Below are 3690 nucleotides of genomic sequence, written 5' to 3'. Positions count from 1 at the left end.
TTTCAAAAGAATATAATTATCTAATTTCATTTCATGATTTTGATAATTTTAAAAACCTGACTGATCAAATCAACATGGAAGATATTTCATGGGGGTTGGCATTAAATGGAAATGCTGTTGTTTTGGCAAAAGAAAAAGATGATATAACTATATGTAACTGCGATTTTATTCCTGAAAAAGATTTTACGGAGATACTAGAAAAATTCAAGATAGATGCTTTTATTGAAAAATACGAAATAATTAGAGATTAAGGGAAAGGCTGCGGGGAAAGGGGAAAGATTTATTTTGAGTAAATCCCCCAGTGTCAGGCCTACGCAATTGACAAACCGCCAAGGCTGTTGGGATTAAGCCTCTGCCGCCTTCCTGGGCGGCCTATGCTTCTCCGCAATGATGTCCACGTACTGGTCGGGACAGGAACGTTATTACAGGCGATTCGAGCGGAAATTCTGTAAATAACGGCCCATACACAGGCTATTTGCCTGGAGAATAGAGGGACACCATACCGAGGGAATAGAGGGACACCATACCCATTCTGTGCTGTCCCTCTGACACGAGGCTCAATGCTTCCACAATCGGTATATTATCCAGATAACAGCCGACTTCCCCGCCGCAAGCATGTACGTCACAGGCGGTGGGCATCACTGCGTAAAATTGCTGCTCAATCCGCCACCAACCCGGCAAATGAAACCACCAACTACACCTACGACAGCAAAGGCAACCTGCTGACCATCACCGATCCCCGTAGCAAGGTTACCAGCCTGGCTTATCATGCCACCACCAACGACCTGCTCAGTGTCACCCTGCCAGCAACCGGCACTCCACCCATTGCAGCAGTCTATCAGCTGACCCATGATGCAAACGGCAATACCCTGACCATAACTGATCCACTGGGCAAGACAACTACGTACACCTACAACTCCGGCAATCAGGTCGCAACGGTCACCAACCCGCTGGGCAAGGTAACCCGTCGAAACGTTCAGCGCCGTTGCCAGCGGGCTGACCAAGTGGGCGGGCGGATAGCTCGTCTCGCCCTCGTAATAGGCAATCACCAGCTTTGATACGCCGACCTTCTCCCCCAACTGCTGTTGAGTCAGCCCGCTTGCCTTCCTGAATGCTTCCAGCCTCTTGCCAAAATCCATACCCCAAATTAGGAGTTTTAAAATAGGAAAAAGATAATGTCATTTCAATTAATTAAGATGCTTCAATGTAGCTACTTTGCACTTGGTTGCACGAATGTTGGGTTTACCCCTAATTCCCACATACCACGCAAAGATTTATGTAAATTAACAGCCTGTCCTGGAGCAGTTAAAGATTTGATTCTTAGGATTTCAATCGCATCCCTCCGCTTTAGTTCAGTTACTAAACGATGGCCGTGTGAGGGGAGAAAATCTTTCTTCAACGCTAGAATCAGCGTATTTGACCATTTTTTAGTGTGAATTCTCTGGCTATGCTCGATCCATTTTTCCGCCAAAGCATTTACTGTAAGAACTTCAGGTTCAGGTGTTGGCTCAGGAGGAGGAGCCATGGGATCCATTCCACGTTCGACTTGCCCCAAAGCCTCTCTATGCAGCTTTCTAGCCTCCTCGAGTGAAACATAAGGATAAATCCCCAAATTCATTTTTCTGCGTTTACCATTGAGGATGTAATAGTACCACCAAGTTTTGACACCTGAAGGCAAAACCCGTATAGTAAATCCGTGCGACTCAGTCCAGGTCAATTCTTTCTCGGCAGGCTTGAGAGCATTAAGCCACTTGACGGTAAACGTGATTTTACCTTTTTTAGGGGGCATGGGAACACCGTGGGAACAAATGGATGGCGATAGCAAATGATTCGAGAAGTTATCAAATGTTATATAAAATGTCCACAACTACAACAAAACACAGTAATATTATTTGAGTAGGCGTGCAAAAAGTTATACTTTGTTACACATAGTTATTAATATATGTCAGCTTCCCAAGCTGAAGGTCGCGGGTTCGAATCCCGTTTCCCGCTCCAAAAGCTCCAAAGGCCGACACTTGTGTCGGCCTTTTTTTGTACGTATATGGAGTTTTATGCCTCACGTTATCATCATAGCTGGCCCCAATGGTGCCGGAAAATCAACGACCGCACCGGCAATCCTGCAGGGGGCGCTTGGTGTTACGGAGTTTGTAAATGCCGACACTATTGCAGCAGGTCTTTCCGCCTTCAACCCGGAAAAGGCAGCGTTTCAGGCTGGCCGGGTGATGCTGGAGCGTCTGCAGCAGTTGGCAGGAGATCAAGAAGACTTTGCCTTTGAGACAACTCTTGCCAGCAAGACCTTTGCTCACTGGATTCAGAATTTGAAGCAGACTGGATATACTTTTCACCTGTTCTACCTCTGGCTCCCCTCCCCTGAGTTTGCCATTGCCCGTGTTGCCGAACGGGTCCAGATGGGCGGTCACAATGTACCGGAAGAGACCATCCGCCGCAGGTACCATGCCGGGCTTGAAAACTTCTTCAACCGCTATATGCCGCTTGCCGATACATGGCATATGTTTGAAAACTCAGGGGGGATAAAACCAGAACTGATTGCATGTCATGACCGTAACTCTGGTATTTTTATACAGAATCATATAGTATGGGATCAAATTTCGGGAGAATACAATGGCTGCTCAATACAAAGATAGGATCGAAGAAGTAATTGCTGACCGTGACCGTATTAGCTTAGCTCTAGCTGAAGGCGTAAGGGATGCTTTGAAGCGCCATAAACAGGCTGGTAATCCGGTGGTAGTGATGAAGGGCGGTAAAATGGTTTGGCTGAAACCAGAAGAGATTCAGGTTTAATCTTTCGTAAAACTTTTGCAGGCCCATCTAATTTGGGGTGTTTTTAGATGCTTCTAAACGCCCCCCCCGTAGAAAAGTAAAGGCAGAATATACTGATTTTGTTGAGATAAGTTAAAGACAGCTGCATTTCAATCTTTTCATTTGATCGCGTAGACCCCCCGTTTCCCGCTCCAAAGAAGATAAGGACTTAGCCAATATCGGTTAAGTCCTTTTTCTTTTGCTGCGGGAACATTAGTGGGAACAAGCGGAAGACAAAATATTAACACCTATGACATTCTTTGGGGAGGGTCTACTGTCATACTGTGATCAAAGCTGAGAACCTTGCGCAGGAGGCCAACCATGAAACGCCGCACTCAAGGCAAAGAAGCAGAGATCAACGCCAAGCTGCCGTTTGTTCGTGATCTTGTAAGAAATGGTCAGCGTGCCATGAAAGCCGGGCAGACAGATCTGGCTCTTGCCTACTGCTGTGCGGCTCAGGAACAGTTGCCACTGCTGTTCAGCATTGGTGTGAAGGCCGCCAGAATCGCCCGAAGCAAATACCGGTTACAATTTGCCCAGATGCTTGCAGACAAGGTATCATCAGAATCGTACTTATGTGATTACTGGAACCAGAAAGCCCACACAATTTCAATCGAGTGCATGATCCGCCACATGATGCCATGGCTGGATTATGGCCTTGCCCCCAAAAAGGTATTCTCGTTTCAGGGTGAAGGTGGCTATGCCAACCTGTTTGAACTGGTTAAGAACCCACACCTACCTCCGAGAAAAAAGGTCTTACCCAAGACACAAAAGGTCTTTGACCGGCTTGGCAATGATCTGCACATCTACTTCAAGCTAAACACCTCCACACTGTTTGGAGAGTTCGACGGCCTTGATTTCCCTGTCTGC

The 3690-nt window shown here is 46.6% G+C and carries 6 protein-coding genes; 4 read left to right on the top strand and 2 right to left on the bottom strand.

The features are described 5' to 3' along the window. The coding region (locus tag OEL57_RS15225) for a hypothetical protein (protein ID WP_300741623.1) at nt 1-251 on the top strand (251 nt) is incomplete at its 5' end. A 387-nt stretch (nt 252-638) separates the two neighbouring features. On the opposite strand, the gene OEL57_RS17130 is transcribed toward OEL57_RS15225, so the two are convergent. Then, nucleotides 639-1139: a helix-turn-helix domain-containing protein gene (locus OEL57_RS17130; RefSeq protein WP_414718536.1), complete on the bottom strand. Its 501-nt coding sequence runs from the start codon at nt 1137-1139 to the stop codon at nt 639-641. Nucleotides 1140-1210: 71 nt separating this feature from the next. Next, nucleotides 1211-1789 carry an Arm DNA-binding domain-containing protein gene (locus OEL57_RS15215; RefSeq protein WP_300741621.1) on the bottom strand — a complete coding sequence of 193 codons (579 nt, stop codon included), beginning with the start codon at nt 1787-1789 and terminating at the stop codon, nt 1211-1213. Nucleotides 1790-2051: 262 nt separating this feature from the next. On the opposite strand from OEL57_RS15215, the gene OEL57_RS15210 reads away from it, so the two are divergent. From OEL57_RS15210 to OEL57_RS15200, 3 genes are all read left to right on the top strand, one after another. Beyond that, a complete protein-coding gene (locus tag OEL57_RS15210; RefSeq protein ID WP_300741620.1) occupies nt 2052-2645 on the top strand; it encodes a zeta toxin family protein in 594 nt (197 codons plus the stop codon). Continuing rightward, nucleotides 2623-2802 (top strand): hypothetical protein, encoded by a 180-nt coding sequence (locus OEL57_RS15205; RefSeq protein ID WP_300741619.1) that lies wholly within the window; start codon nt 2623-2625, stop codon nt 2800-2802. The genes OEL57_RS15210 and OEL57_RS15205 overlap by 23 nt, the downstream gene beginning before the upstream one ends. Before the next feature lie 339 nt (nt 2803-3141). Next, the coding region (locus OEL57_RS15200; protein WP_300741618.1) for a hypothetical protein at nt 3142-3690 on the top strand (549 nt) is incomplete at its 3' end.

The organism is Trichlorobacter sp. (assembly GCF_030247655.1).
Lineage (GTDB): Bacteria > Desulfobacterota > Desulfuromonadia > Geobacterales > Pseudopelobacteraceae > Trichlorobacter.
This window is presented reverse-complemented; position numbering and strand designations above follow the sequence as displayed.